The 25485-nt window shown below is 67.3% G+C and carries 19 protein-coding genes; 16 read left to right on the forward strand and 3 right to left on the reverse strand.

The window, feature by feature from the left end:
* Nucleotides 1-4: 4 nt before the first annotated feature.
* The 4 genes from DIE21_RS00810 to fdhA all read left to right on the forward strand — a co-directional run bounded on the left by DIE21_RS00810 (nt 5) and on the right by fdhA (nt 5430).
* Entirely contained in the window at nt 5-943 is a 939-nt protein-coding gene (locus DIE21_RS00810) for a glycosyltransferase family 2 protein (RefSeq protein ID WP_124495105.1), read from the forward strand.
* An 8-nt stretch (nt 944-951) separates the two neighbouring features.
* Nucleotides 952-2775, forward strand: a complete 1824-nt coding sequence (locus DIE21_RS00815; protein WP_185640541.1) for an efflux transporter outer membrane subunit — start codon at nt 952-954, stop codon at nt 2773-2775.
* Nucleotides 2775-3965 carry an efflux RND transporter periplasmic adaptor subunit gene (locus DIE21_RS00820; protein ID WP_124495107.1) on the forward strand — a complete coding sequence of 397 codons (1191 nt, stop codon included), beginning with the start codon at nt 2775-2777 and terminating at the stop codon, nt 3963-3965. Before DIE21_RS00815 ends, DIE21_RS00820 begins: the two co-directional genes overlap by 1 nt.
* A 268-nt stretch (nt 3966-4233) precedes the next feature.
* A complete protein-coding gene (fdhA, locus tag DIE21_RS00830) occupies nt 4234-5430 on the forward strand; it encodes a formaldehyde dehydrogenase, glutathione-independent (protein ID WP_124495111.1) in 1197 nt (398 codons plus the stop codon).
* Nucleotides 5431-5645: 215 nt separating this feature from the next.
* Here the strand turns inward: fdhA and DIE21_RS37040 are convergent, their stop codons facing one another.
* Complete coding sequence (locus DIE21_RS37040; protein ID WP_185642714.1) at nt 5646-6452, reverse strand: ATP-dependent serine protease; 807 nt, start codon at nt 6450-6452, stop codon at nt 5646-5648.
* 8 nt (nt 6453-6460) lie between these two features.
* Entirely contained in the window at nt 6461-7882 is a 1422-nt protein-coding gene (locus DIE21_RS00840; protein WP_124495115.1) for a PLP-dependent aminotransferase family protein, read from the reverse strand.
* A 287-nt stretch (nt 7883-8169) separates the two neighbouring features.
* Between DIE21_RS00840 and DIE21_RS00845 the strand changes: the two genes are divergently transcribed.
* Entirely contained in the window at nt 8170-9582 is a 1413-nt protein-coding gene (locus tag DIE21_RS00845) for a discoidin domain-containing protein (protein ID WP_124495117.1), read from the forward strand.
* 58 nt (nt 9583-9640) lie between these two features.
* On the opposite strand, the gene DIE21_RS00850 is transcribed toward DIE21_RS00845, so the two are convergent.
* Nucleotides 9641-10666 (reverse strand): GlxA family transcriptional regulator, encoded by a 1026-nt coding sequence (locus DIE21_RS00850; RefSeq protein WP_124495119.1) that lies wholly within the window; start codon nt 10664-10666, stop codon nt 9641-9643.
* Between the two features lie 449 nt (nt 10667-11115).
* On the opposite strand from DIE21_RS00850, the gene DIE21_RS00860 reads away from it, so the two are divergent.
* From DIE21_RS00860 to DIE21_RS00910, 11 genes are all read left to right on the forward strand, one after another.
* Nucleotides 11116-12390, forward strand: a complete 1275-nt coding sequence (locus DIE21_RS00860; RefSeq protein ID WP_124495121.1) for a serine hydroxymethyltransferase — start codon at nt 11116-11118, stop codon at nt 12388-12390.
* A gap of 43 nt (nt 12391-12433) precedes the next feature.
* Nucleotides 12434-13405, forward strand: coding sequence for a dipeptidase (locus tag DIE21_RS00865; RefSeq protein ID WP_124495123.1), 972 nt, complete (start codon nt 12434-12436; stop codon nt 13403-13405).
* Between the two features lie 143 nt (nt 13406-13548).
* The gene (locus DIE21_RS00870; RefSeq protein ID WP_006488993.1) at nt 13549-14082 is read left to right on the forward strand and encodes a DUF5943 domain-containing protein; all 534 of its coding nucleotides are present in this window, start codon (nt 13549-13551) and stop codon (nt 14080-14082) included.
* Nucleotides 14083-14156: 74 nt separating this feature from the next.
* Nucleotides 14157-16220 (forward strand): NADH:flavin oxidoreductase, encoded by a 2064-nt coding sequence (locus DIE21_RS00875; RefSeq protein ID WP_124495125.1) that lies wholly within the window; start codon nt 14157-14159, stop codon nt 16218-16220.
* Nucleotides 16221-16222: 2 nt separating this feature from the next.
* Complete coding sequence (locus DIE21_RS00880) at nt 16223-18148, forward strand: (Fe-S)-binding protein (protein WP_124495127.1); 1926 nt, start codon at nt 16223-16225, stop codon at nt 18146-18148.
* 4 nt (nt 18149-18152) lie between these two features.
* The gene (locus DIE21_RS00885; protein WP_124495129.1) at nt 18153-19319 is read left to right on the forward strand and encodes an electron transfer flavoprotein subunit alpha/FixB family protein; all 1167 of its coding nucleotides are present in this window, start codon (nt 18153-18155) and stop codon (nt 19317-19319) included.
* Nucleotides 19316-20101, forward strand: a complete 786-nt coding sequence (locus tag DIE21_RS00890) for an electron transfer flavoprotein subunit beta/FixA family protein (protein ID WP_124495131.1) — start codon at nt 19316-19318, stop codon at nt 20099-20101. The genes DIE21_RS00885 and DIE21_RS00890 overlap by 4 nt, the downstream gene beginning before the upstream one ends.
* A 52-nt stretch (nt 20102-20153) precedes the next feature.
* Entirely contained in the window at nt 20154-21395 is a 1242-nt protein-coding gene (locus DIE21_RS00895; RefSeq protein ID WP_124495133.1) for an aromatic ring-hydroxylating dioxygenase subunit alpha, read from the forward strand.
* 29 nt (nt 21396-21424) lie between these two features.
* Nucleotides 21425-22573: a hybrid-cluster NAD(P)-dependent oxidoreductase gene (locus tag DIE21_RS00900; protein ID WP_124495135.1), complete on the forward strand. Its 1149-nt coding sequence runs from the start codon at nt 21425-21427 to the stop codon at nt 22571-22573.
* A 134-nt stretch (nt 22574-22707) separates the two neighbouring features.
* Nucleotides 22708-23571: a glycine betaine ABC transporter substrate-binding protein gene (locus tag DIE21_RS00905; protein ID WP_124495137.1), complete on the forward strand. Its 864-nt coding sequence runs from the start codon at nt 22708-22710 to the stop codon at nt 23569-23571.
* A gap of 226 nt (nt 23572-23797) precedes the next feature.
* Nucleotides 23798-25453, forward strand: a complete 1656-nt coding sequence (locus DIE21_RS00910; RefSeq protein ID WP_124495139.1) for an APC family permease — start codon at nt 23798-23800, stop codon at nt 25451-25453.
* The last annotated feature ends 32 nt before the right edge of the window (nt 25454-25485 follow it).

Genomic DNA, 25485 nt, shown 5'->3' on the forward strand with positions numbered 1-25485 from the left:
GGGCATGGCGACACTCGGCGCACTCGTGATCCTGTATCACCCGACCGACGCGCAGCTCGCGGCGCTCGGCGCGTGGCGGCATGCGTGCGACGCGCTGCTCGTCGTCGACAACACGCCGCGGCCCGATGCGCGCGCAAGCGAAATGTGCGCGCGCGCCGGCATCGCGCTGCTGCATCACGGCAATCGCGGCGGGATCGCGGGCGCGTATAACGCGGGACTTGCCGCGCTGTTTCGGGAGAACGTCGATGCCGTTGCACTGTTCGACCAGGATTCGTCGGTGCCGGCCGGCTATTTCGCGACGATGCGCGATGCCTGCGCGGGGCTCGCCGGGCGCGCGTTCCTCGCCGGCCCGCGCATCTTCGACGAGAACGCGCGCAGCTTCCTGCCCGAACTCGCGACGAACGGGATCGCGTTGCGCCGCTTGCGCCTCGCGCCCGACGCGCCGCTGCAGCGTTGCGCGTTCCTGATCTCGTCGGGCTGCGTCGTGTCGCGCGCCGCGTTCGACGTGCTCGGCCGCTTCGACGAGACGCTGTTCATCGATCACGTCGACACCGAGTACAGCTTCCGCGCGCTCGCGCGCAACGTGCCGCTCTATGTGGTGCCGTCGCTGGTGCTGCCGCACCGGATCGGCGCGAAGCAGCGTCACGCGTTCGGCCCTTTCGAAATGACGTCGATGAATCACTCGTGGCAACGGCGCTACTACAGCGCGCGCAATGCGGTGCAGCTCGGGATGCAGTACGGGCTGCGCTTTCCGGTGGCGATCGTGCCGAACCTGCTGACCGTGTGGCAGGTCGTGCAGATCGCGCTCGTCGAGCGCGACAAGCGCGACAAGCTCGCCGGCATCCTGTTCGGCATCGCGGACGGCCTGTTCGGCCGGCTTGGCCCGCTCGAGCGCACGCGGCCGCGTCTGACCGCTCGCGCGCGGCGCGTCCGGCAGGGATGAGGGCGGAGATGGAACGCATCACGAAAGCGGCGCGACCGGCGCGGCGCGGGCAGGGTGGCTGGACGATCCTCGCGGCGGCCGCGCTGCTGGCGCTGGGCGGCTGCGTGCCGTCGGGGTTCCTGCCGTCGCTGTCACTGCGCGCACCGGCCGGCGACGCGCTCGCACAAACCGCGGGGCCCGGCGCGGACGGCATGTGGCCCGCGCCCGACTGGGTGAAGCAATTGCAGGATCCGCAGCTCGACGAACTGGTCGCGGAGGCGTCGCGGAACAATCCCGATCTGCAGGTCGCGCAGGCGCGGCTGCGGATCGCGCAGGCGCAGCTGCGGCAATTCGATTCGCTGACGGGATTGACCGGCACGGCCGGCGCGACGGTCAGCCGCGCGCGGATGCCGAAGCCGGGCGACGTCGCCGACGTGTCGGCCGGCGGCTATCGCGTGCCGGTCGAGATCTTCGGCGATCCGGTCGTGTCGCCGTCGTCGGTGTTCGTCGGGCTGAACTACCAGCTCGACCTGTGGGGCAGGAACCGCGCGGCCACGAAGAGCCTGATGTCGCTGCGCGACGCGGCGGGTGTCGAGGCCGAGCAGGTGCGGCTCACGCTCGCGGTCGCGATCGTCACCGTGTATTGCCAGCTCGACCAGGCGTACGCCGTGCGCGACCTGCTGCAGCAGAAGCTGAAGATCAGCCAGCGCGTGACGGCCGTACTGCGCGAGCGCACCGCGCGCGGCCTCGACAACGCATACGACGCGAGCGACGCGTCGATCAAGCGCAGCCGCCTGCTCGAACAGATCGCGCTGAACGACGAGCAGATCAAGCTCGCGCAATTGCAGCTCGGCGTGCTGTCCGGCCGCGGCCCCGAGCGCGGGCTCGCGCTGCGGCGGCCGCGCGTCGGCGCCTTCCCCGGCGGCGCGCTGCCCGCGCGGCTGCCCGCCGATCTGCTCGGCCGCCGGCCCGATATCGTCGCCGCGCGGCTGCGCGTCGAAGCCGCGTTCGCGAATGCCGATTCGACGCGCGCGCAGTTCTATCCGGACGTGAACCTCGTCGCGCTCGGCGGCGTGTTCGCGCTGACGCCCGCGTCGCTGTTCTCGCGCGATGCGCTCGCCGGCTCCGTCGGCCCGGCGGTCTCGCTGCCGGTGTTCGATCGCGGCCGCCTGAAGGCGAAGCTCGGCGCCGACGTCGCACAGGCCGACGTCGCGATCGGGCTGTACAACAAGACCGTCGACGACGCGCTCGGGCAGGTCGCGCAGATCGTTACGTCGCTGCAGACCGCACAGACGCTCGTCGCGCAGCAGCAGGACGCCGTCGCCGCCGCGCAGAAGATCGTGCGGATCGCGGCCGACCGACATCGGCGCGGCGTGCTGATGCAAAAGGATGTCGATGTCGCGGACCTGACGCTGATCGACGAACGCGCGCAGCTGATTGCGTTGCTCGGGCGGCAGCGGACGCTGCGCGTCGGGCTGGTCGGCGCGCTCGGCGGCGGATTCGATGCGAGCGCAACGATGGCATCGGCATCGGCATCGACGTTGCCGGTTGCGACGCGGACCGCGCAAGGCGCGCGGCCGAAGCGCGGCGGGGCGGCGAACGCCGCTGCCCGCAACGCGGCGAATGCCGGCACGCAAGCGCGTCGCGCGGACGCGTCCGGCAATGACGCCGCGCCGCTTGCGGCGCGGATCGACCCGCCGGCGGCGATCGTGACGCCGCGCGGGGCGACGAGCGATACCGCGAGCACCGGCACGCGCGGCACGGCACCCGCTGTCGCCGTCGCCGCCGGCTCACACGTGCCCGCGATCCCCCTGTTCCAGCATGACCGCCTGATCGTTACGCAAAGCGACTGATGCACCACGACAACCTTCATACCGCCGCGCAGCCGGCCGCACTGGACGATCCGGCACTCGACGCGCGCCGGGCGACGCGCCGCAAGCGCTTCACGCTGTTCGTCGCGGCCGTGCTGCTGGCCGCGCTCGTCTGGATCGCGTTCTGGCTGCTGCGCGACCGCTATGACGAGGACACCGACGACGCATACGTCGCGGGCAGCATCGTGCAGGTCGCCGCGCAGATCCCGGGCGCCGTGACCGACGTGCTCGTCGCCGATACGCAGGCCGTGCGTTCCGGGCAGACGCTCGTGCGGCTCGACGACACCGAAGCGTCCGTCGCGTTCGCGCAGGCGAAGGCGCAGCTCGTGCAGGCCGTGCGGCAGGTCGCGAACGCGAAGATCTCGAACACGATGTACGTGGAAGCCGTGAACGCGCGCCAGGCCGACCTGTCGCTCGCGCGGCGCGCGCTCGCCGCGCGTTCGGGCGCGTCGGTCGAGATCGTCGCGCCGGAGGAACTGGCCCGCGCCCGCGCGGCGGTCGCCGGCGCGCAGGCGAACCTCGCGGCGGCGCAGGCGCAGCTCGAAGCGGCGCGCGCGCTCGGCAGCAAGCTGCCGGTCGACGAGAGCCCGGCCGTCGTGCAGGCCGCCGCGCAATTCAAGCTCGCGTACCGGAACCTGAAGCGCACGACGATCGTCGCGCCGGTCGACGGCACGATCGGCCAGCGTTCGGTGCAGGTCGGCCAGCAGGTCGGGCCCGGCGTGCCGCTGATGTCGATCGTGCAGCTGAACCGGCTGTGGATCGACGCGAATTTCAAGGAAGGGCAGATCCGCCACATGCGCGTCGGCCAGCCGGTCGACGTCGTGTCGGACCTCTACGGGTCGCGCGTCGTCTATCGCGGCCGCGTGCAGGGCTTCTCGGCCGGTACCGGCAGCGCGTTCTCGATGCTGCCGTCGCAGAACGCCGCCGGCAACTGGATCAAGGTCGTGCAGCGCGTGCCGGTCGTGATCGCGATCGATCCCCGCGACCTGGCCGCGCATCCGCTCAGGGTCGGGTTGTCGATGCGCGCGACGGTCGACACGCGCAACCGCGACGGCCATGCGCTCGACAGCGAGCCGCCGACGCCGGCCGTCAGCACGCGCATGCACGACGGCGTCGCGAGCGACGCGGAAGCGGCCGCCGCCGCGATCATTCGGGAGAATCAGGGCGGGTAACGCGCGCCCGGCTGGCGGGGCCGGCCGATCGCGCCGATCCGCCGGGCCCCGTGGCCGCGCGTTCCGGCCTTCCGCGCGCCCGCCTTCCCGCCGTCTTTCCGGCCCGACTTTCGGGTTTCCGCCATCGATGTCGGTACCGTTCAAACGCATGTCGGGTTTGAGACATCGGCGCCCCCGCCTCCGGGACTACTCTCGAACAGCACGTTGCAGGTGCGCCGCATCCGCCGGCGCGCAGCAGCGCCATCCAACGAGACATGGAGACAATACGATGAGCAGCAATCGAGGTGTCGTCTATCTTGGACCGGGCAAGGTCGAAGTTCAGAAGATCGATTATCCGAAAATGGTCGATCCGACCGGCCGCGCGATCGGCCACGGTGTGATCCTGAAGGTGGTGAGCACGAACATCTGCGGTTCCGACCAGCACATGGTGCGCGGCCGCACGACCGCGCCGGTCGGTCTCGTGCTCGGTCACGAGATCACGGGCGAAGTGGTCGAGGCGGGCCCCGACGTCGAGACGCTGAGGATCGGCGATCTCGTGTCGGTGCCGTTCAACGTCGCGTGCGGCCGCTGCGCGATGTGCAAGGACACGCATACGGGCGTGTGCCTGAACGTGAACCCGTCGCGTGCCGGCGGCGCATACGGCTACGTCGACATGGGCGGCTGGATCGGCGGCCAGGCCGAATACGTGCTGGTGCCGTACGCCGACTTCAACCTGCTGAAATTCCCGGACCGCGACCAGGCGATGGCGAAGATCCGCGACCTGACCTGCCTGTCCGACATTCTGCCGACCGGTTATCACGGCGCGGTGACCGCGGGCGTGAAGCCCGGTTCGACGGTCTATATCGCGGGCGCGGGCCCGGTCGGGATGGCGGCGGCCGCATCGGCGCGCCTGCTCGGCGCGGCGGTGACGATCGTCGGCGACATGAACGCGGAACGCCTCGCGCACGCGCGGGCGATGGGCTTCGAGACGGTCGACCTGTCGAAGGACGCGTCGCTCGGCGAGCAGATCGAGCAGATCCTCGGCGTGCCGGAGATCGACTGCGCGGTCGACTGCGTGGGCTTCGAGGCGCACGGCCACGGTTCGTCGGGCCATTCGGAGGAAGCGCCCGCGACGGTGCTGAACTCGCTGATGGAAATCACGCGGCCGGCCGGCGCGATCGGCATCCCGGGCCTGTACGTGACGGACGATCCGGGCGCGAAGGACAAGGCCGCGCAGCACGGCAGCCTGAGCATCCGCTTCGGCCTCGGCTGGGCGAAGTCGCACTCGTTCTTCACGGGCCAGACGCCGGTGCTGAAGTACAACCGCAACCTGATGCAGGCAATCCTGTTCGACCGTCTGCCGATCGCGAAGATCGTCAACGTCGAAGTGATCTCGCTCGATCAGGCGCCGGAAGGCTACAAGAAGTTCGACGGCGGCGCGCCGCGCAAATTCGTGATCGATCCGCACGGTTTGCTGGCAGCCTGACGCACGAACGACGGGCATGAAGCGGGCGGCACCGGCGACGGTGCCGCCCGTTTTCGCTGTGTTCCGGTGAGCCCATGCACACGAACGGCAAGGACGCGCCCTGGAGCCCAGCGGGCGTCGCGCGTTGCCGTGCATTCGTCGACCGACTTCGTTTCGCGGCGCAAACCCAGGTGTTGCGCATGCCGGTTTGGAGGAATCGGTGCCGCGCAGCGCGCTCAGTGTCCGCGATAGACCATCGCCAGTTTGGCCTCGGTCGCCACGGCTCGACGTCCATGGCGCGTATGCTGGCTCACGCGGCGGATCGCATGTGTGCGCCGCGCGGCGGCACCGTCTTTCCCGTCGGCGACGCGAATGCCGCCTCGCATGCGGGATGGCTCGTGCAGCGGCGGTGCGTGCCGCGCGACCATTGTCGTCGCTTGTCGCGTTGCGGGCGGGCCCGTGTCGGCACCGACGCGCGGCAGGTCGATCTCGTCCTGCTTGGCGTCGGCGTGCTTGGCGCCGGCCTGCATCGCGTCGGCAGGATGAAACGCATGGACGGGCGCGGGCACGACCGGCAACGTCGGCGCGTCAGCCGGCCGCAGACCGGCCTCGGCCGCCACCGGGCCCGGCGCGCCCTGGCCGCGACAGACCGGATTGGCCTTGCACGTCCGATCGAACGTCACATAGCCGCCGACCAGGAGCACGAGAGTCAGGATGCTCAGGATCGGCGCGCTCGATGCGCTCGGGCGCCGGACCGCCGCGCTGCGCACCGCGGCCGCGACGCGCGACGACCACGTCGGAACGGGTTGCGCGTCGTGCGCAGGAGCGGACTGCGCGGCATGCGTATCGTCGCTCCGTTCGCGCAGCGGCGCGAACGGCCAGTCCCCCAGTCCGCAGACGGGGCACTGTTCGACGGCGCGGAACGCCATGAAACCGCATTTCCGGCAGCGCTGGCTGACGGCATCGCGCGGCTCGGCGCGCAGGTTCAGTGCGCCGCGCAGCGTGTCGCGCGTGCGGACTTTCCGGGTGGGCAGGACTTGCATGGTCGTTGCTACCTCGTCTGTCGTTGCCGCCCCGCGAGTGTCCCGATGGTCTGCATCGCGTCCTCGACTGCAGGGGTCCACGGCCGGCCATAGTTCAGCCGGACATAGCGGTGGAAGGCGCCCGTCATGGAAAAGATCGGCCCGGGCGCGAGGCTGACGCCGTTCTCCATCGCGTCGCCGAACAACTGCATCGCATCCACGTGCGGCGGCAATTCGATCCACAGGAAATACCCGCCGCGCGGAGCATGCACCGCCGTGTCGGGCGGAAAGTACGCGCGAACGGCCGCCAGCATCTGCGCCTGGTGCGCGGCCAGGTTGCGCCGGAGCCTGCGCAGGAAGCGGTCGTACGCACCGTTGCGCAGGTAGCTGGAGACGGCCATCTGCGCGGGCACGTCGGCCGCGGGCGCGCTCGCGTTCTTCACCTGCCGGATCTGCTTCACATAGCGTCCGGCCGCGACCCAGCCGACCCGGAAACCGGGGGCGAGGCACTTCGAGAACGAACCGCAATGCAGCACCAGCCCGCTTTCGTCGTACAGCTTCGCAGGCCGCGTCGGCGTCGGGCCGAAGTGCAGTTCGCCGAACACGTCGTCCTCGATCAGCGGCACGCGGTGCGACGCGAGCAGGTCGATCAGCGCGCGCTTGCGTTCGTCGGGCAGCGTCGCGCCGGTCGGGTTGTGGAACGAGGTCATGAACCAGCACGCGCGCACCGGATGCGTGTCGAGCGCGTCGGCGAGCGCATCGAGATCGAGGCCGGTGCGCGGATCCACTGGAATTTCGATGGCCTTCAGATGCATCCGCTGCACGGCCTGCAGCACCGCGTGGTAGGCCGGACGTTCGATCGCGACGATGTCGCCGGGGCGCGTGAGCGCCTGCAGGCTCAGCGTCAGCGCTTCGGCCGCGCCGGTCGTGATGACGATTTCTTCCATCGGCAGCGATGCGCCCGCGTTCAGGTAGCGCAGTGCGATCTGGCGGCGCAGCGCTTCGTGGCCGGGCGGCAGTCCGGCCAGCAGTTTCGCGCGGTCCATGTTGCGGGCCGCCGCCGCCGCATACCGCCACAGGCTGCCCATCGGAAACAGCGAATAGCTGGCGAACGCGGAACCCAGCGGCACGATGTCGTCGCACTTGAGCGAGTCGAGCAAGCGGAACAGCACATCGTCGTCGCCGGTTTGCGCCGCGGCCGGTTTGCGCGGTGTGTCGTGACCCTCGCGCACGCGTTTGTCATCGACGTTCGCAACGAAATATCCGGAACGCGCGCGCGCGGTGATCAGGCCCTCGCTTTCGAGCGTGTAATACGCACGAAACACGGTGGACGGACTTACACGGTAAGCGCGGCACGCTGCGCGCACGGTCGGGATGCGCGCGCCGGCCCCGAGGTCGCCACGCCGGATCGCGTCGGCAATCGTCTGCGCGAGCACCGCATATCGCTTCATGCCTGCCCTCCGGCCGATCGCGGCCGTCGCTGAGAAAAGAGTAGCACGGCATCCGTCGCGTTCAATCCCGCCCCCCCAATCGCCGATCCGCATGGCGCTGATCCGCATGTTTTCGATCGACTCTGATCCTTTTCTTCAGACCAGCGAACGGGCATTCTTCGCAAGTTTTATTCTCCGATGCCCGATCGATACGGAATTCACACTGCCCGACGGCGGATCCGTGACCTCGCGCACCGCGCGCGGGGTCTTGTCTACAGCGTCCTTACCTTTTTCCGGAAGCAACCCGCGTGAAATCGAAGTTCCTCGCCGCGAGCCTCGTGGCCGGCATCGCCCTAGACCTGTTCAGCGGCGCTGCCGCGGCAGCCTGTATCAACAATCCCCCGACGCAGTCCAATGCGTCGTTTCCCGCCGCGCTGACCGGCAAGCTCGTCTATCACAGCTACGTCAAGTACGGCGACGGTACGAGCCAGCTGTTCCTGTACGACTTTTCCGCCCATGCGCTCACGCAGCTGAGCAAGAGCACGTGGGGCATCACCGATCCGATGAATGGCGTGTTCAGCCCCGACGGCAAGTGGCTCGCGTTCATGGGGATCAGCAACGGCGCCTGGAACGTGTTCATGCTGCAACTCGGCGCCGGCACGCCGCCCGTCAACCTGACGAACAGCACGGGCGCGACGCGCAACGAGGATCCGAAGTTCAGCGCGGACGGCAAGACGCTCGTCTTCAAGCAGAACGGCGACGTGAAGCAGGGCACGCTGTCGTACACGAGCGCGGGCCCGGTGTTCACGTCGGTCGTGAGCCTGACGAACGCGCCGGCCGGCGCCGAATACTCGATGCCGTTCCTCGCGCCGGATGCGAGCGCCGTGTACTACGCGACGGGCACCGGTTCGAACATGGGGCTGATGAAGCGCACGATCGCGACTGGTACGACCGCCACGTTCGATCATCCGGCCGGGCTGCAGACCTACTATCCGATCGTGCGCGGCGACGGCGTGGTGTTCTATGCGCGCTGGAAGGACACGGGCGGCGCGGACCAGATCTATACGAAGACCGCGGATCCGGCGTCGACGCCGAACGCGCTGCCGATCAACGACTGCATGAGCAACAACTCGGACCCGGCGCCGGTGAGCGGCACGAACTACGTGTTTTTCTCGTCGACGACGGCGGGCGGCTACCAACTCTACGTCGGCGACGCGACGACCGGCCAGCGCTGGAGCCTGTCGCAGTTCGGCGTGAACGCGGACACGACCAAGGCGAAGCTCGGCTCGAGCTACCACGGCGGCCCGGCCGCCGCGCAGCCGACGCTGCTGTCGCAAGGGCGTCCGGCCGCCGCGTCGGCGAGCTACAACGCGTCGCTGACGCCGGACAAGGCGTTCGACGGCAACACGACCAGCACGCGCTGGGATTCACCGGAAGGCGCGGGCGTCGATCCGCAATGGATCTCCGTGGATCTCGGCACGGTGAGGAAGATCAGCAGCGTCGATCTCTACTGGGACGCGGGCGCGCTCGTCTACCAGATCCAGACGTCGAGCGACAACGCGAACTGGACGACGGTCTATTCGACGAACAACGGCGTGTCGTACGGTCACGTCACGCTGCCGAACCTGAACGCGCAGGGGCGCTACGTGCGGATGCTCGGCACGAAGCGCGCGACGCAGTGGGGGTATTCGCTCGACGAGATGCAGGTGTGGGGGTCCTAAGTACCAGCAAAAAGGCGGCCTTCGACGAGGCCGCCTTTCTTATCGCGCCGCGCGCGCGTCACGCATGAATCACGTGGGCCGGAAACGCCGACCCGGTAGCCGCCGCCCCCTGCGCGAGCGGCGCGACCTGCTTGCGGCGCTCGCGTGTCGGCGCGACGCCGAACGCGTCGCGATAGCTCTTGCTGAAGTGGCACGCCGACTGGAAGCCGCACGCCATCGTGATGTGCATGATCGACATGTCGGTCTGCAGCAGCAGCTCGCGCGCGCGGCGCAGCCGCAGCGTCAGGTAATAGTGCGTGGGCGTCATCCCGAGGTGCTCGCGAAACAGCCGCTGCAGCTGGCGTTGCGACATGTTCGCGAGCCGCGCGAGCTCCTCGCGCGACAGCGGCTCCTCGATGTTGTTCTCCATCAGCGAGATCACTTCGAACAGCGACTTGTTCGCCGAGCCGAGCCGCGCGACGAGCGGCATGCGCTGTTGCGCGCTCGTGTCGCGCACGTGTTCGACGATGAACTGCTCGGCGATCTGCGTGACGCGCGCGGTGCCCACGCGCGCGGCGATCAGGTTCAGCATCATGTCGAGCGGCGCGACGCCGCCCGTGCACGTGATGCGGTCGCGGTCGACCACGAACAGTTCCTTCAGGAAGCGCGTGTCCGGAAACTCTTCCTTCAGCGCCGACATATTCTCCCAGTGGATCGCGCACGCGTAGCCCGCAAGCAGCCCCGACTTCGCGAGTGCATAGGTGCCCGTGCACAGGCTGCCGAGCGGTAGCCCCATGCGCGCGAAGCGGCGCAGTGTCGACAGATGGGCGGGCGTCGTCGCGCGCTGCACGTCCACGCCGCCGCACACGAAGACGATGTCCGGCTGCCCCACGCATTCGGCCGGGCCCGTGTCGACCGTGAGTCCGTTGCTCGCCGTGACCGGGCCGCCTTCCGGGCTGATCACCGACCAGCGGTAGAGCGGCTGCCCGCTCAGGTAGTTCGCCATCCGAAGCACCTCGATCGCATTGGTGAACGCGATCATCGTGAAGTTCGGTAAGGGCATGAACGCGAAGTGGGATAGCGACGCTGTACGGTCGGGCGACATGGGGGGCGTTCCTTGAATCTCTAATAGCTTTTGGCCCGAGGGGCACAAATCGGGCTACGGTATTGTGTGAGCGAGCGCAACAAGCGTGCCATACGGCTAAACCCTAGCTCCATACGTCGCATGGGCGTCAGGCCAATGTTGCGCTGCACCGTAACCGGGCTGCGCTGCACCCCGGACGCGCAGCACGGGCACCGGCGAAGTGCCTGTCCATGGGTGAACGGCAAACGGCGGTTTCCTGGGTCATCGTAAAAAGCACGACCGGTCACTTGTACAAAACGGACGTGCATGGCGGAAAAGGCAAAGAACGCGTCTAAATTCATCAATCCGCCGAAAATCCGAACGACAAGAATAGAGCCGTCGGCAGCCTTGCACTGGATGCGCTGGAAACCCAGGTACGGCGGGCCTCGAGCTTCGGTTTCACGCCCTTTATTCTTCGTCACGGACGCACTATGTCGAACACCCAGCCTTTCTTCTCGCAGCCCCTCGCCGAGCGCGACGCGCCGGTGCGCAGCGCCATCCTGAAGGAGCTCGAGCGCCAGCAGTCGCAGGTCGAGCTGATCGCGTCGGAAAACATCGTGTCGCGTGCGGTGCTCGAGGCGCAGGGCTCGGTGCTGACCAACAAGTATGCGGAAGGCTATCCGGGCAAGCGCTATTACGGCGGCTGCGAATTCGCGGACGAGGTCGAGGCGCTGGCGATCGAGCGCGTGAAGCAGATCTTCAACGCCGGCTACGCGAACGTGCAGCCGCACTCGGGCGCGCAGGCCAACGGCTCGGTGATGCTCGCGCTGGCGAAGCCGGGCGACACGGTGCTCGGCATGTCGCTGGACGCCGGCGGCCACCTGACGCACGGCGCGAAGCCGGCGCTGTCGGGCAAGTGGTTCAATGCCGTGCAGTACGGCGTGAACCGCGACACGATGCGGATCGACTACGACCAGGTTGAAGCGCTCGCGCACGAGCACAAGCCGAACCTGATCATCGCCGGCTTCTCGGCCTACCCGCGCGCGCTGGACTTCGCGCGCTTTCGCGCGATCGCCGACGGCGTCGGCGCGAAGCTGATGGTCGACATGGCGCACATCGCGGGCGTGATCGCCGCCGGCCGCCATGCGAACCCGGTCGAACACGCGCACGTCGTCACGTCGACCACCCACAAGACGCTGCGCGGCCCGCGCGGCGGCTTCGTGCTGACCAACGACGAAGAGATCGCTAAGAAGATCAACTCGGCCGTGTTCCCCGGCCTGCAGGGCGGCCCGCTGATGCACGTGATCGCCGGCAAGGCCGTCGCGTTCGGCGAAGTGCTGCACGCGGACTTCAAGACCTACATCGACAACGTGCTCGCGAACGCGCAGGCGCTCGGCGAGGTGCTGAAGGCGGGCGGCGTGGACCTCGTCACCGGCGGCACCGACAACCACCTGCTGCTGGTCGACCTGCGCCCGAAGGGCCTGAAGGGCGCGCCGGTCGAGCAGGCGCTGGAACGCGCGGGCATCACCTGCAACAAGAACGGCATTCCGTTCGACACCGAGAAGCCGACCGTCACGTCGGGCATCCGCCTCGGCACGCCGGCCGGCACGACGCGCGGCTTCGGCGTCGCGGAGTTCCGCGAAGTCGGCCGCCTGATTCTGGAAGTGTTCGACGCGCTGCGCGCGAACCCGGAAGGCGACCACGCGACCGAACAGCGCGTGCGCCGCGAGATTTTCGCGCTCTGCGAGCGCTTCCCGATTTACTGATCGACGACCCCCACAAAAGCAGAGACTGGAGCGAGAGGCAGATATGAGCACGCTGCATCAGGACAGCATCATCATCGACGGACTGAACATCTCGAAGTTCGAGAAGCCGGTGTTCGAGGACATGCGAAAGGGCGGCATCACGGCCGCGAACTGCACGGTATCGGTGTGGGAAAACTTCACCAAGACCGTCGACAACATCGGCGTGATGAAGAAGAAGATCCGCGAGAACGGCGAGCTGCTGACGCTGGTGCGCACGACGGACGACATCTTCCGCGCGAAGAAGGAAGGCAAGACCGGGATCATCCTGGGTTTCCAGAACGCGCACGCGTTCGAGGACAACCTCGGCTACATCGAGGCGTTCGCCGACATGGGCGTGCGCGTCGTGCAGCTTTGCTACAACACGCAGAACCTGGTCGGCACCGGCTGCTACGAGCGCGACGGCGGGTTGTCGGACTTCGGCCGCGAAGTGATCACCGAGATGAACCGCGTCGGCATCATGGTCGACCTGTCGCATGTGGGCGGCAACACGTCGTCGGAAGCGATCGCGTTCTCGAAGAAGCCGGTGTGCTATTCGCACTGCCTGCCGTCGGGCCTGAAGGAACATCCGCGCAACAAGAGCGACGCGCAGCTTAAGGAAATCGCCGACGCCGGCGGCTTCGTCGGCGTGACGATGTTCGCGCCGTTCCTGAAGCGCGGGATCGAGGCGAACATCGACGACTACATCGAGGCGATCGACTACGTCGTGAACCTGATCGGCGAGAACGCGGTCGGCATCGGCACGGACTTCACGCAGGATTTCGCGAAGGAATTCTTCGACATGCTGACGCATGACAAGGGCCGCTATCGCCAGCTGACGAACTTCGGCAAGGTGATCAACCCGGACGGCATCCGCACGATCGGCGAATTCCCGAACCTGACCGCGGCGATGGAGCGCCACGGCTGGAAGGAGTCGCGCATCCGCAAGATCATGGGCGAGAACTGGGTGCGCGTGTTCAAGGACGTGTGGGGCGCGTAAGCGCCCGCCGAGCCGGCCGAACCGCCACCCGCGATTCAACACGAGAACAATCGGGACGTGCCCGCACCAGTCGCGCGGGCGCGCGGACGATCACATGCCAGCGCCCGAGTCGCGCGGCGATTTTTCCTCACGGAGTCACCACGATGCAACCGCAACTGCCGATCAACGTCGATCCCGATACCGGCGTCTGGACCACCGACGCGCTGCCGATGCTGTACGTGCCGCGCCACTTCTTCACGAACAACCACGTCGCCGTCGAGGAAGCGCTCGGCGTCGAAGCGTATGCCGAGATCCTCTACAAGGCCGGCTACAAATCCGCGTACCACTGGTGCGACAAGGAAGCGAAGCTGCACGGGCTGACCGGCATGGCCGTGTTCGAGCACTACCTGAAGCGCCTGTCGCAACGCGGCTGGGGCCTGTTCTCGATCATCGAGGCCGATCCGGCCAGCGCGCGCGCGAAGATCGAGCTGCGCCACTCGTCGTTCGTGCTCCAGCAGCCGGGCAAGGAAGGCAAGCTCTGCTACATGTTCGCGGGCTGGTTCGCCGGCGCGATGGACTGGGTCAACGACACGACGCCGGAAGGCAAGGGCGCGCCGCGCGCGCAGTCGAAGGAAGTGCAGTGTGCCGCCGAGCATCACGACCACTGCGTCTTCGAAGTGTCGCCGATCGCGCACTGATGTACTGACGTAAAGACACAGCAACACAACAACACCCGCAACACGAGACATTCGAACGCCAGAGGTCGCCTGCGATGCGTTATCCCCACCTGTTCAAACCCATGCAGCTGAACCAGCTGACGCTGCGCAACCGGATCGTCAGCACCGCCCACGCGGAGGTGTATGCCGAGCCGGGCGGCCTGCCGGGCGACCGCTACATCCGCTATTACGAAGAGAAGGCGAAGGGTGGCGTCGGCCTCGCGATCTGCGGCGGCTCGAGCCCCGTGTCGATCGACAGCCCGCAGGGCTGGTGGAAGTCGGTGAACCTGTCGAACGACAAGATCATCGACCCGCTCACGCGTCTCGCCGACACGATGCACAAGCACGGCGCGAAGATCATGATCCAGGCGACGCACATGGGCCGCCGCTCGTCGTTCCACGGCGAGCACTGGCCGCACCTGATGTCGCCGTCGGGCGTGCGCGAGCCGGTGCACCGCGGTAACGCGAAGATCATCGAGATCGAGGAAATCCGCCGCATCATCGGCGACTTCGCGGCCGCCGCGAAGCGCGTGAAGGCGGCCGGCATGGACGGCATCGAAATCTCCGCCGCGCACCAGCACCTGATCGACCAGTTCTGGAGCAAGCGTTCGAACCACCGCACCGACGAATGGGGTGGCAGCCTCGAGAACCGTCTGCGCTTCGGCATCGAGGTGCTGACGGCCGTGCGCGAGGCGGTCGGCAAGGACTTCTGCGTCGGCCTGCGGATGTGCGGCGACGAATTCCACGAGGACGGCCTCGATCACGAAGCGCTGAAGGAAATCGCGCAGGCGATGTCGGAGACGGGCCTGATCGACTACCTGAGCGTGGTCGGCTCGGGCGGCGATACGCACAACACGATCGCCAACTGCATGCCGCCGATGGCGCTGCCGCCGGAGCCGTTCGTGCACCTCGCGGCCGGCATCAAGTCGGTGGTGAAGATCCCGGTGATGCACGCGCAGAGCATCCGCGATGCGGGCCAGGCCGAACGCCTGCTCGCGAACGGCATGATCGACCTGGTCGGCATGACGCGCGCGCAGATCGCCGATCCGCACATGGTGATCAAGATCCGCGATGGCCGCGAAGACGAAATCAAGCAGTGCGTCGGCGCGAACTACTGCATCGACCGCCAGTACAACGGCCTCGACGTGCTCTGCATCCAGAATGCCGCGACGTCGCGCGAAGCGACGATGCCGCACATCATCGAGAAGTCGCGCGGCCCGAAGCGCAAGGTGGTGGTGGTCGGCGCCGGCCCCGCGGGCCTCGAAGCGGCACGTGTCGCGAAGCTGCGCGGCCACGACGTGGTGCTGTTCGAAAAGAACACCGAAGTGGGCGGCCAGGTGATGATCGCCGCGAAGGCGCCGCAGCGCGAACAGATGTCGGGGATCATCCGCTGGTTCGACATGGAAACCAAGCGCCTCGGCGTCGATCGCCGCCTCGGCGTCGCTGCCGACGAGAAGATGATCATGGCCGAGAAGCCGGACATCGTCGTGCTCGCAACGGGCGGCTCGAGCTTCACGTGGCAGGTGCCTGCCTGGGGCGTGGCCGAAGGCCTGGCCGTCAGCTCGTGGGACATCCTGACCGGCAAGGTCGAGCCGAAGCAGAACGTGCTGCTGTTCGACGGCGTGAGCACCCATGCGGGCGCCGGCGTCGCCGACTTCATGGCGAGCCGCGGCTCGAAGGTCGAGGTCGTGACCCCCGACGTGAAGGTGGCCGACGATTGCGGCGGCACGACGTTCCCGATCTTCTATCGCCGCCTGTATGCGCTCGGCGTGATCCCGACGCCCAACACCATGCTCGATCGCGTGTATGAGGAAGACGGCAAGAAGATCGCCGTGCTGCGCAACGAATACACCGAGGAACTGGAAGAGCGCGCGGTCGACCAGGTGGTGATCGAGAACGGGTCGTCGCCGAACGACGAGCTGTACTGGAAGCTGAAGCCCGAGTCGGTGAACCGCGGCCAGATCGATCCGCACACGCTGTTCGCGGCCGAGCCGCAGCCGTGCCTGTCGGAAGAACTGGGCAACGGCCGCTTCCTGCTGTTCCGTGTCGGCGACTGCATCTCGATGCACAACGTCCACGGTGCGATCTACGACTCGCTGCGTCTCGTCAAGGATTTCTAAAGATGAATCCGGCTTTCCTCATTACCGCACTGCTGTGGCTGTCGGTGGCGGGGCTCGCGTTCGCGGTCGCGAAGCGCTCGTCCTACTGGCGTCTCGGGCGCGCGACCGCACCCGGCTCGTTCGGCGTCGCGAACCTGTTCGCGATCCCGAAGCGCTACTTCGTCGACCTGCACCACGTGGTCGCCCGCGATCCGTACATCGCGAAGACCCACGTCGCGACCGCCGGCGGCGCGATCGGCGCGATCGCGCTGGTGTTCGTCAACTACGGCCTGGCGATCTACTCGCCGTGGCTCGACAAGCTGATCTTCCTCGCGGCGCTCGCGATGCTGGTCGGCGCGGTGTTCGTCTGGCGTCGCCGTGCGGCGAAGGATGTGCCCGCGCGGCTGTCGAAAGGCCCGTGGAACACGCTGCCCTGGCTGCTCGGCTCGTTCGCGCTCGGCCTCGTGCTGTTCATGGTGGTGCCGACCGCCGCGATGTCGGGTGCGTTCGCGGTGCTCTGCGCGCTGCTGATCGGCGTCGGCGCGTTCGCGATGACGTTCGGCGCCGCGAAGGGCGGCCCGATGAAGCATGCGATCGCCGGCCTGCTGCATCTCGCGTTCCACCCGCGCCAGGAGCGTTTCGCGGCAACGCGCGAGTCGTTCACCGGCAACGGCACGGCCACGCCGCCGACCGCGCTGAAGCTGCCGGACATCGAGCACGAGGAGTATGGCGTCGCGAAGCCGGTCGAATTCCGCTGGAACCAGCTGCTGAGCTTCGACGCGTGCGTGCAGTGCGGCAAGTGCGAAGCCGCGTGCCCCGCGTTCGCATCGGGCCAGCCGTTGAACCCGAAGAAGCTGATCCAGGATCTCGTCGTCGGGATGGCGGGCGGCACCGATGCCGCGTATGCCGGCAGTCCGACGCCGGGCCTCGCGGTCGGCCAGCATCGCGGCGAGCCGAACGGCCCGATCGTGTCCGGCCTGATCGAGGAACAGACGCTGTGGTCGTGCACGACCTGCCGCGCCTGCGTGCAGGAGTGCCCGATGCTGATCGAGCACGTCGACGCGATCGTCGACATGCGCCGCAACCGCACGCTGGTGCACGGCACGGTGCCGGGCAAGGGCCAGGAGGTGCTCGCGAACCTGCGCGAGACCGGCACGATGGGCGGCTACGACACCGCCGCGCGCTACGACTGGTCGGTCGACCTGAACGCGCCCGTCGCGCAACCCGGCAAGCCGGTCGACGTGCTGATCGTCGCGGGTGAAGGTGCGTTCGACATGCGTTACCAGCGCACGCTGCGCGCGTTCGTGAAGGTGCTGAACAAGGCGGGCGTCGACTACGCGGTGCTCGGCGGGACCGAAACCGACACCGGCGACGTCGCACGCCGCCTCGGTGACGAAGCGACGTTCCAGCAGATGGCGAAGCGCCTGATCGGCACGCTCGGCTCGCTGTCGTACAAGCAGATCGTGACGGCCGACCCGCACGTGATGCACAGCCTGCGCAACGAATACCGCGCGCTCGGGCTGCGCGTGACGGTCAAGCATCACACGACCTTCCTCGCGGAGCTGGCCGACAGCGGCAAGATCGCGCCGAAGGCCGTCGAAGCGCTGCGCGAGAAGCGCACCACGTATCACGACCCGTGCTACCTCGGCCGCTACAACGGCGAGACGGAATCGCCGCGCAAGCTGCTGAAGACGATCGGCATCCAGGTCGTCGAGATGGAGCGCAACGGCATGCGCGGTCGCTGCTGCGGCGGTGGCGGCGGTGCGCCGCTGACCGACATCCCGGGCAAGCAGCGTATTCCCGACATCCGCATCGCCGACGCGCGCGCCATCGGTGCGGACGTGGTCGCGGTCGGTTGCCCGAACTGCACGGCGATGCTCGAAGGCGTCGTGGGCCCGCGCCCCGACGTGCTCGACGTGGCCGAACTCGTTGCCGCCTCGCTGGAGTGAATCGATGAACACGATCAAACGAATCGATCCGCGCCGGCCGTTCATCATCACGGCCGCGGGCCTGAAGCGCATCACGCTCGGCGAGGAAGGCAGCGCCGACGCGAGCGCCGCGCAGTGGTCCGCGCACGGTCATGGCGCCGCCGCGAAGCCGCGCCGCGCGGTGCAGGACCCGAAGCACGTGATGCTGGTGGTGGCGCACACCGAGCGCGGCGCGCTCGACGACCATGCGCGGCAGGCGATCGCCGCCGCCGCGGTGCTGGCCGACGCGCAGACGGAAGTCGCGCTGCTGGCATTCGGCGAACTGAAGGATGACGCCGCCGAACTCGGCGTCGACAAGCTGATCGAGCTGGCCGGCTTCGACCGTCGCGCCTTTGCGCCCGAAAGCGAATTGCAAGCCTTGCAGGCATGCGCCGCGGCGCTCGCGCCGAAGCACGTGTTCGTGCCCGACAACGCAACCGGCGACGGCGATCTCGGCCGGCGTTACGCGGCGGCGGCCGGCGCGAGCGTCGCGACCCACGTGGTCGAGATCGACGCGAAGCATGTCGGCGCGTATGCGCGGGCCGGCCGTGCGTTCGCGACGCGCGGATTGCCCGACGTGATCCTGCTCGCGCAGAACGCGGTCGAGCCGAAGCTGCCGTTCGTCGGCGCGGGCGAGCGCCTGGCCGCCGACTTCATTCGCCCGGCCGGCGACGCGGCGCAGCCGTATCGCGACCTCGGCCTCGAGGAAATCGATGCGGCGCAGGTCGCGCTGGAGGAAGCCGACTTCATCGTGTCGGCCGGCAACGGCGTGTCCGACATCGGCGCGTTCGAGCAACTCGCCGGCGCATTCGGCGCGGCGATCGGCGCGAGCCGCGTCGCGGTCGACAACGGCCACTTCACGCGCGACAAGCAGGTGGGCGCGACCGGCAAGACGGTCGAGGCCAGCGTGTACATCGCGTTCGGCATCTCGGGCGCGGTGCAGCACCTGCAGGGGATCAAGGACTGCCGCCACGTGATCGCGGTCAACCTCGACGGCAGCGCGCCGATCGCGAAGCGCGCGAACCTGACGGTGGTGGGCGACGCGCAGGCGACGATCGCCGCGCTGATCGAACAGGTGCAGGCCGCGCGCGCGTCGCGCGGACAATCGTCGACCGCGGTCGGCACCCGTGAAACCGAAGGAGTCGCAGCATGAACGCCCCCCGCCAGTTGCAACGCATCGCGGTGCTCGTGTCCGTGGGCCGGCACCCGGTCAGCGGTACCGCGCGCTACAGCCGCAATGACGCGGCCGCGCTCGAGGCCGGCCGCCAGCTCGCGGAGAAGCATCGCGCGCAGCTCGACGTGATCCATGCGGGCGACCCCGCCAATGAAGCGCTTGCCGAATACCTCGCGCTCGGCGCACGGCAGGTCGAGGTGCTGGCCTGCCGCGACGGCGACGATGCCGTGCACGCACTCGCCGCGCGCGTCGAAGGGTACGACCTGGTGCTGACCGGCACCCGCGCCGAAGGCGCGTACGACACCGGGATGCTGCCGTATCGCGTCGCCGCGACGCTTGGCTATCCGCTCGTCGGCTCGGCCGTCGACGTGACGGTCGACGGCGGCCGCGCGGCGGTCCGGCAATTCTTGCCGAAAGGGCTGCGGCGGCGCGTCGACGCGGCGCTGCCGGCCGTCGTCGCGGTCCATCCGCTCGCCAACGTGGCGCCGCGCTACGCGTATGCGCGGCTGCGGGCCGGCGCGATCCGCCCGGCGCTCACGTCGACCGGCGCGGATGCCGATGCGGCCGCCTGGAAGGTCGGCCCGATCGAGCGTAAACCCGTAAAACTGGTCGCCGCCGAGAAGCGTTCCGGGCATGCCCGGATGCTGTCCGCGACGACGACCGAAAGCCGCGGCGGCAACGTCGTAAATGAAGGGAGTTCAGTCGAAAAAGCACAAGTGATCCTCGCGTATTTGCGCGAGCATCAGCTCATCGACTACTGATGTTGATGCCTGTCGGCAACCACACTGGGATGCAAGGAATCCGGAGCAAACGATGAAAGTATCGGCAGACATTCGTGCACTGATCGAGCGACGCAAGGAAGGCCACAGCCTCGAGGCGCCGTTCTATACGAGCGAGGACATCTTCGCCCTCGACATGGAGGCGATTTTCCGCCAGCACTGGATCCAGGTCGCGGTCGAACCGGACGTTCCCGAGCCGGGCGACTACGTGACCGTGGAACTGGGCAGCGACTCGATCCTGATCGTGCGCGACGATGACATGGAAATCCGCGCGTTCCACAACGTGTGCCGCCACCGCGGCGCGCGCCTGTGCAACGAGGATAAAGGCTCGGTGGGCAACATCGTGTGCCCGTACCACAGCTGGACCTACAACCTGACCGGCCAGCTGATGTTCGCCGAGCACATGGGCGAGCAGTTCGACCGCTGCAAGCACAGCCTGAAGTCGGTGCACGTGCAGAACCTCGCGGGCCTGATCTTCGTCTGCCTCGCCGAGGAGCCGCCGGTCGATTTCGCGCAGCTGCGCGCCGAGATGGAGCCGTACCTGCTGCCGCACGATCTGCCGAACGCGAAGATCGCCGCGCAGGTCGACATCATCGAGGAAGGCAACTGGAAGCTCACGATGGAGAACAACCGCGAGTGCTATCACTGCGTCGCGAACCATCCGGAGCTGACGATCTCGCTGTACGAATACGGCTTCGGCTACCAGCGCTCCGACGCGAACGCCGAAGGCATGGACGCGTTCGCGGAAACCTGCGTGCGCCGCGGCAAGGAGTGGGCCGAGATGGGCCTGCCGTCCGCCGAAATCGAGAAGCTGAGCGACGTGACGGGCTTCCGCACGCAGCGCCTGCCGCTCGACCGCCACGGCGAATCGCAGACGCTCGACGCGAAGGTCGCATCGAAGAAGCTGCTCGGCCAGTTCGACCAGGCCGACCTCGGCGGCCTGTCGTTCTGGACGCAGCCGAACTCGTGGCACCACTTCATGAGCGATCACATCGTGACGTTCTCGGTGATTCCGCTGTCGGCCGGCAAGACGCTGGTGCGCACCAAGTGGCTCGTGCACAAGGACGCGAAGGAAGGCATCGACTACGACGTGAAGAACCTCACGGCCGTGTGGAACGCGACCAACGACCAGGATCGCGCGCTCGTCGAGTTCTCGCAGCGCGGCGCGACCAGCAGCGCGTACGAGCCGGGCCCGTATTCGCCGTACACGGAAGGTCTCGTCGAAAAATTCTCGGCCTGGTACATCGGCCGGCTCGCCGAAAAAATCGGCGCGTAGTACTTAGCAGCGAACAAGCGGAGCAAGACATGATGCGAGATGCGGCCCATTTCGAGCCGGCGGACAGCCGGGTGACGCACCCGGCGTTCTGGAGCGCGCTGCCGGAGCGCTGGACGAGTGACGTCGAGGAAACGCTGGTGTGCTGCCACGTTCGGCAGGAAACCCACGACGTGAAGAGCTTCTTCTTCCGTTCGCCGCAAGGCCGTGCATTCTCGTTCGAGCCCGGGCAGTTCATCACGCTCGAGCTCGACATCGAAGGCGAGACGATCAACCGGTGCTACACGATCTCGTCGTCACCGGCGCGGCCGCACACGATCTCGATCACGGTCAAGCGCGTGCCGGGCGGCAAGGTGTCGAACTGGCTGCACGACAACCTGCAGCCGGGCGCGTCGGTTCGCGTGCTCGGCCCGGCCGGCGAATTCACGTGCGCGCGTCATCCGGCGCGCAAGTACCTGTTCCTGTCGGCCGGCTCGGGCGTCACGCCGCTGATGTCGATGAGCCGCGCGCACCATGATCTCGCCGAGGATCGCGACATCCTGTTCGTGCACAGCGCACGCACGCCGGACGACATCATCTTCGCGCGCGAGCTCGACCTGATCGCGTCGAACCATACGAACTTCCGCACGTCGTTCGTCGTCGAGCGCGTCGGTGCGCGCACCAACTGGCCGGGCGTCACGGGCTTCCTGACGCTGCCGCTGCTGAAGCTGATCGCACCGGACTTCATGGAACGCGAGATCTTCACGTGCGGCCCCGCGCCGTACATGAAGGCCGTGCGCGACCTGCTCGACGAAGCCGGCTTCGACCGCAAGCAGTATCACGAGGAAAGCTTCTCGTTCGAAACGCTCGCGCAGACCGCGAGCGACGACGTGCTCGCCGAACTCGTGCCGGCGGCCAACGACGGCGACGTCGCGACGAAGCAGTACACGGTCAGCTTCGCGAAGAGCAACCGCGAGATTGCGTGCGGCTCCGGGCAGCACGTGCTCGACGCGGCGCGCCAGTCGGGTGTGCGGCTGCCCGCGTCGTGCACGCAGGGCATGTGCGGCACCTGCAAGGTGAAGCTCGTGTCGGGGCAGGTGGAGATGAAGCACAACGGCGGCATCCGCCAGCGCGAGATCGATCAGGGCATGGTGCTGCTGTGCTGCAGCAAGCCGCTGTCGGACCTCGTGATCGACAAGTAGTCGAAGCAAGCCATTGGCTGTCCGGGTGCGTCGCGTCCGGACAAGCATCCGTCGGAAAACAACGATACCGCGGATTTGTGGTTGAAGAACCTAGAGAGGCAACGCGCGGTGAGCGCATATCAAGGAGATCGACCATGAAGTTGTTCGGAAAGCTGTTGTGGACCGGCGCACTGTCGGCAATGGTGGCACTGAGTGCGTCGGCACTCGCGGATACGAAGCCGACGCTGAAGATCGGCTATGTAGAAGGCTGGGACGACAGCGTCGCGACGTCGAACGTCGCCGCGCGCATCATCGAGAAGAAGCTCGGCTACCAGGTGCAACTCGTGCCGGTCGCGGCCGGCGTGATGTGGCAGGGCGTCGCGCGCGGCGACCTCGATGCGACGCTGTCCGCGTGGCTGCCGGTCACGCACGGCTCGTACTGGGACCAGTACAAGGCCAAGGTCGTCGATCTCGGCGCGAACTTCAACGACGCGAAGATCGGCCTGATCGTGCCGGCCTACGTGAAGGCGAAGAGCATCGATGACCTGAACGCGGAGAAGGCCGACTTCGGCGGCCGCATCGTCGGGATCGACGCCGGTGCCGGCGTGATGCGCAAGGCCGACGAGGCGATCAAGAGCTACGGCCTCAGCTACTCGCTGATGCCGAGTTCGGGCAGCGCGATGACGGCGGAACTGGCGCGTTCGGTCAACGCGAACAAGCCGGTGATCGTCACTGGCTGGGCACCGCACTGGATGTTCGCGAAATGGAAGCTGCGCTTCCTCGAGGATCCGAAGAAGGTGTTCGGCGGTGCGGAGCACGTCGACAGCGTCGCGAATCCGGGCCTCGAAACGAAGGCGAAGCCGGTGGTCGTGTTCCTGAAGAAATTCCAGTGGAAGCCGGGCGAGATCGACAGCGTGATGCTGGCGATCCAGAACGGCTCGAAGCCGGAAGCGGCCGCGGATGCATGGATTGCAGCGCATGCAGACCGTGTGAATGCGTGGACTGAAGGCGCGCAATAAGCCCGCGGCGATTCGCCGCAATAAATAGATGACGAGACAGTCCGGGAAAGGTTGGCAGGAGTGCGAAATAATCGCACTGCGACACGGCCTTATCCCGGAATTATTTTTTTGATTCTGCAAGAAGGCACGTAAGTTGTTACACTGGCGCCCTTGTGCGGAGTCATCTGCTTTGCATCGGACCAGAGTAAGCGCTGAAGCGCTAACTCTGATCGAGAGGAGGAATTGGATGAGTCAAGCAGGACTGCGTGCAAATCGCACCAGTGATGTCGAGGCAACCATCTCACATGATTCGACGGGCCACACGCTGCATCGTGGCCTGACTTGGAAAGACGCATTCTGGGTAACGAGCGGTGTGCCGGCAGGCGTGCTGTTCACGATCGGCGGCGTATGCGCGACGATCGGCCAGCCCGCGTGGGCGATCTGGATCGCCGCGATCACGATGGGGCTGATTCAAAGCGCGACTTATGCGGAAATATCGGGGCTATTTCCTCATAAATCGGGTGGCGCGTCGGTGTATGGCGCGATCGGCTGGGTCCGTTACAGCAAGCTGATTGCCCCGGTTTCCGTGTGGTGCAACTGGCTCGCGTGGTCGCCGATGCTCGCGCTCGGCTGCGGCCTCGCGGCGAGCTATGCACTCACGAGTCTCTTTCCCGCCGACGCGGCGGTGCTGCAGTGGCAGCTCAAGGTTGCGGATCTCGGTTTCATCAAGCCCGGTCTGTCGCTGCGAATCAACGCGATCTTCATCATCGCGACGATTCTGCTTCTCATCACGTTCAAGCTTCAGCACAGCGGCGCGTCGAAGGCTGCGCGCACGCAGCGCATTCTCGGCATCGCATCGCTCACGCCGCTCCTGATCGTCGGCATCGTGCCGTTCGTCACCGGCGACGTGCCGATGTCGAACCTGCTTCCGCTGCTGCCGCTCGGTCACGATGCGCACGGCAACCTCACGGCCGCGACGTTCGGCTCGTGGAACGGGCAGGGCGTCACGATGGCGCTCGGCGCGATGTTCATGGCCGGCTGGGCGTCATACGGTTTCGAGACGGCTGTCTGCTACACGCGTGAGTTCCGCGATCCGCGTCGCGACACCGCGAAGGCGATCTTCTGGTCGGGGGCGCTGTGTCTCGTCGTGATGACGCTCGTGCCGATGGCGTTCCAGGGCGCGCTCGGCACGCAGGCGATGCTCGATCCGGCGATCGGCGACGGCACCGGCGTTGCGGCCGCGATGGCGAAGATCGTCGGCGGAGGCGCATGGGTCGCGAATGCGGTCATCGTGATGCTGATGCTGTCGATCCTGCTGATCGTGATGACGTCGATGATGGGTTCGTCGCGCACGCTGTACCAGGCCTCGGTCGACGGCTGGCTGCCGAAGTACCTGTCGCACGTGAACGAGCACGGCTCGCCCACGCGCGCGATGTGGACCGATCTCGGCTTCAACCTCGTGTTGCTGATGATGTCGGACTACATGACGGTGCTGTCGATCTCGAACGTCTGCTACATGCTGTTCGTGTTCCTGAATCTTCAGTCGGGCTGGATCCACCGGATGGATCGCGGCAACTGGGATCGGCCGTTCCGCTGCCCGACCTGGCTGCTCGTCGCGGGTTCGATCTGCGGCTACGCGAACCTCGTCTATGTCGGCGCGGGCGCGAACCTGCAGGGCGAAGGCACGCTGCGCAACGGGCTGATCGCGATGCTGCTGATCGTGCCGGTGTTCCTGTATCGCCACTACTGGCAGGATCGCGGCCGTTTCCCCGCGCAGATGCAGCGCGACATGGAACTCGAGGTGCCGAAGCGCGCGAGGTGGCTGAACCTGATGCCGTATGCGGCGCTGATCGGGGCCGGGCTCACGATCTGGCTGTCGTACTACTTCGCGTGGGTGAGGTAAGCGGCTGACCGCGGCACGCGCCGTGCGCGACG

This window comes from Burkholderia sp. Bp9140 (genome assembly GCF_003853425.1).
Classification (GTDB): Bacteria; Pseudomonadota; Gammaproteobacteria; order Burkholderiales; family Burkholderiaceae; genus Burkholderia.

Coding starts and splice junctions, on each gene's coding strand:
- DIE21_RS00910 (WP_124495139.1), top strand. CDS start 23,798: ATGAGTCAAGCAGGACTGCGTGCAAATCGCACCAGTGATGTCGAGGCA.
- DIE21_RS00875 (WP_124495125.1), top strand. CDS start 14,157: ATGCGTTATCCCCACCTGTTCAAACCCATGCAGCTGAACCAGCTGACG.
- DIE21_RS00810 (WP_124495105.1), top strand. CDS start 5: ATGGCGACACTCGGCGCACTCGTGATCCTGTATCACCCGACCGACGCG.
- DIE21_RS00905 (WP_124495137.1), top strand. CDS start 22,708: ATGAAGTTGTTCGGAAAGCTGTTGTGGACCGGCGCACTGTCGGCAATG.
- DIE21_RS00850 (WP_124495119.1), bottom strand. CDS start 10,666: ATGTCGCCCGACCGTACAGCGTCGCTATCCCACTTCGCGTTCATGCCC.
- DIE21_RS00880 (WP_124495127.1), top strand. CDS start 16,223: ATGAATCCGGCTTTCCTCATTACCGCACTGCTGTGGCTGTCGGTGGCG.
- DIE21_RS00895 (WP_124495133.1), top strand. CDS start 20,154: ATGAAAGTATCGGCAGACATTCGTGCACTGATCGAGCGACGCAAGGAA.
- DIE21_RS00900 (WP_124495135.1), top strand. CDS start 21,425: ATGATGCGAGATGCGGCCCATTTCGAGCCGGCGGACAGCCGGGTGACG.
- fdhA (WP_124495111.1), top strand. CDS start 4,234: ATGAGCAGCAATCGAGGTGTCGTCTATCTTGGACCGGGCAAGGTCGAA.
- DIE21_RS00820 (WP_124495107.1), top strand. CDS start 2,775: ATGCACCACGACAACCTTCATACCGCCGCGCAGCCGGCCGCACTGGAC.
- DIE21_RS00840 (WP_124495115.1), bottom strand. CDS start 7,882: ATGAAGCGATATGCGGTGCTCGCGCAGACGATTGCCGACGCGATCCGG.
- DIE21_RS00865 (WP_124495123.1), top strand. CDS start 12,434: ATGAGCACGCTGCATCAGGACAGCATCATCATCGACGGACTGAACATC.
- DIE21_RS00815 (WP_185640541.1), top strand. CDS start 952: ATGGAACGCATCACGAAAGCGGCGCGACCGGCGCGGCGCGGGCAGGGT.
- DIE21_RS00860 (WP_124495121.1), top strand. CDS start 11,116: ATGTCGAACACCCAGCCTTTCTTCTCGCAGCCCCTCGCCGAGCGCGAC.
- DIE21_RS00890 (WP_124495131.1), top strand. CDS start 19,316: ATGAACGCCCCCCGCCAGTTGCAACGCATCGCGGTGCTCGTGTCCGTG.
- DIE21_RS00870 (WP_006488993.1), top strand. CDS start 13,549: ATGCAACCGCAACTGCCGATCAACGTCGATCCCGATACCGGCGTCTGG.
- DIE21_RS37040 (WP_185642714.1), bottom strand. CDS start 6,452: ATGCAAGTCCTGCCCACCCGGAAAGTCCGCACGCGCGACACGCTGCGC.
- DIE21_RS00885 (WP_124495129.1), top strand. CDS start 18,153: ATGAACACGATCAAACGAATCGATCCGCGCCGGCCGTTCATCATCACG.